This is a genomic window from Pseudoalteromonas sp. G5_S1_14_S5 (genome assembly GCF_054968605.1).
In genome coordinates, this window is record NZ_JBQKUM010000159.1 from 1 (window position 1) to 2,732 (window position 2,732).

The following is a 2,732-nucleotide window of genomic DNA, read 5'->3' on the forward strand; positions in this document are numbered from 1 at the left end:
TGCGGCGTTAGTTTTCTTTTGGAGTTTACAGTGATGAATATTCCTGATTATTGGTTGGATTTTGTATCCCAGAACGATTTGGGTAATAAAACATTTGAAATCCCAGATGACTTTGATTTGTCAGAGTTAGGGGCAGACTTTAAGATATTTACACGCTCTGAAATTGAAGATGAAACTAGTCATTGTTATCCGGGTATCAACGTTGTTAAGTCTGGATATATAGCCGTTGGTAGCTGCTTATGTGGGTCTGGAGATCCATACTTTATCAATGTTAATGATGGCGAAAACGGAAAGCTCTATCGAGTTTATCACGACGACAATTCCGTCGATATTGTTGTAAATAATTACAAAGATCTCTTGAACTTCGTGGAAGCGGAAAACTAACAAATTGTTCAAGATTGATTCGGCACGCGTGGCATTTTTACCATGCGTTAGGTTTAGTGCTTAAGGTGGTATGGGGAGGCTTATGTATTGCGTGCCTCACACCTTAACAAGGCGTTAAACGGCAATTATAGATTTTGTCGCTTTTGAAAGAATAGATAGCGAGAAGTTACTGTTATATAATACGAAAAATTTTGAGTGAGGTTCCATGATGCCAAAAAAATGTAAAGTATTAACAATTATGAACATGAAAGGAGGGGTCGGAAAAACAACTGTTTCCATGCACCTTAGTTCGATTGTTGCCCATCACTCAATTAATGAGAATGTAAAAAAAGTCCTCGTTATTGACTATGATCCTCAATTCAATTTATCTCAAGCATTCTTAAGCGTAGAAGATTTCGAGCGCACAGAGCGCGAGCGAAAAAACGTATTGTCAGTGCTGGTTGAAGAACAATCAGGTTTGGACCTGTTTAATATCCAGAAGCCAGATACTACAAAGCCTCCGTGTTTAAAAGACGTTGTGACGACATTATATAAAGATATTGAGAATGAAAGACAATTTGACATTCTTCCTTCTACTCTTGAATTAATGTATTTGGCTTTGGGGCGCTCTGGTCAAGCTTTGACTACGATGGAAAAGCGGTTTGAAAACTTTATGATTGAAGCTCGCGACACTTATGATTTGATAGTAATTGACTGTCACCCTGCTGGCTCCTTGTTTACAAAAACAGCGATCAAGTCATCAGATCACATCTTGGTTCCGATTACCCCGCATAACTATGCATCTAGGGGGGTAGGTTTGATGGTTAATTTTGTTAATTCTCCTGAATTTAAGAAAAGCAAGCCCAAAATGCATATACTATTTAATCATACGCCAAAGTCAGATTTGGTTATTGAGAAAGAGATTCGAGATCATGAGCGTTTCGGTTCAAAGTGTTTAACTCAAACGATGAAAAAGTACACTGCATATACAGGGTTGGTTAATGGTGATGGTTATGTTTGGAAGCTGAATAAGGCTTATAGCCAAAAGGCATATTTCAATATGAGCAGCATAGCAACTGAATTACTCAACAAAATTTATGCTTAAGGAAGAAACATGAGAAAAAGTACTAAGGTGAAAGCGGCAAGGATTTTATCATCATCACTTCTATCTTCCGATCTAAACCCAAAAGAGTTGATGGAAGTGTGCGAATCCATGATGGGCAAAGATGATTTTGTCCGCGAGTTAGCCTATAACCTACAAAACCTTGTGGGGAGTGCCATGTACTCTAATCAAGATGAAGATACAGATAGTTCTGAAATTGATTACGCTATTGCACTTATGAGAAGTAAGCGTATAACCAAAGATAAATATCTAGAAATATTGTCGGATATGTTGCCTGGGTTAAGTGATTACTTAAGGGAGAGGCGCACAACGATGAGGTCTATGCTTGAATTAACTATAAAGCATACCGATCCTGGTTTTTTCTCAGAACTGTTACATCGACTGAATAATGACGACTATTTAGAGCACATATTAAGTAGGGATACATAATTGAGCAGAATATTAGAACAAATTAAAAAAATAGATTGGGTTAATAATCTAAGTGTCGCTAATAGTAGCTCAGAACTGTATGAAAAAGCTGAAGAATCCCAGGTTAAGTTAACTCTTTGGTGTAAACAAATCGAAAATTTATATATGGGAAATACAGCACTTCCCTTTATTAGGGAGGCTCAAGTATCTTCCCAAGATTTTTTTTGTTTGTTATCACTTGGTATTTACAAAGCTTCTGCTTCATCACTAAGAACAATAGTTGAGAGTTTTCTCTACTTTAGTTATTTCAAAGATCATTTAGTCGAGTTAAGGACTTTATCTGAAGATAGTTCATATTACATTTCAAAAAAAGAAATTTTAGATTATCACAACCTTCATTCGATAGGCTTCAAAGACAAGGCTCAGCATACAGGTTTCAAGAAAGATATAGAGGAATTTTATAGCAAAATATCTGCAATAGTTCATGGGCAAAAACCCGGTGTTTGGCATTCATCTAGTTGTTTGACTGAAAAATGTTTTAACCCAATAATTGCAGAAGAAGCTATAAATGATTTTGTAATGCTTATTGATATAATCAATATATTGATGCTTATAATGATTTCGGATGAAGACTGGGTAAATGTCCCCGTTAAATCTCGTCAAATTTTTATAAAAGGAATGTCTAAATCAAGAAAGGATCATCTAAATAGGCACTAATTTGCCGTTTAACAAACAATTTAAGAGTGATTCCCCACGCTTGGCATTTTGGGTTTGGGTCAGGTTCAGTGTTTACGGTGTTCAAATTGAGTGCAGCAGTAGCGTGGCTCACACCTTAATT

At 36.4% G+C, this 2,732-nt stretch carries 4 protein-coding genes; all 4 read left to right on the forward strand.

Features of this window, described 5'->3' with window-relative positions; genetic code table 11:
* A partial coding sequence (locus tag ACTRWI_RS22215) for a hypothetical protein (protein ID WP_499133868.1) occupies positions 1–384 on the forward strand: 384 nt, incomplete at its 5' end.
* Between the two features lie 205 nt (positions 385–589).
* Positions 590–1,468 (forward strand): ParA family protein, encoded by an 879-nt coding sequence (locus ACTRWI_RS22220; protein ID WP_499133869.1) that lies wholly within the window; start codon positions 590–592, stop codon positions 1,466–1,468.
* 9 nt (positions 1,469–1,477) lie between these two features.
* Positions 1,478–1,915 (forward strand): hypothetical protein, encoded by a 438-nt coding sequence (locus tag ACTRWI_RS22225; RefSeq protein ID WP_499133870.1) that lies wholly within the window; start codon positions 1,478–1,480, stop codon positions 1,913–1,915.
* On the forward strand, positions 1,916–2,611 hold the full coding sequence (locus ACTRWI_RS22230; RefSeq protein WP_499133871.1) for a hypothetical protein: 696 nt from the start codon (positions 1,916–1,918) through the stop codon (positions 2,609–2,611). It abuts the gene before it with no gap.
* Positions 2,612–2,732: the final 121 nt, after the last annotated feature.

What these genes read in the sequence shown, in the direction of transcription:
- ACTRWI_RS22220 (WP_499133869.1), top strand. Translation starts at nt 590, where the DNA reads ATGATGCCAAAAAAATGTAAAGTATTAACAATTATGAACATGAAAGGA.
- ACTRWI_RS22225 (WP_499133870.1), top strand. Translation starts at nt 1,478, where the DNA reads ATGAGAAAAAGTACTAAGGTGAAAGCGGCAAGGATTTTATCATCATCA.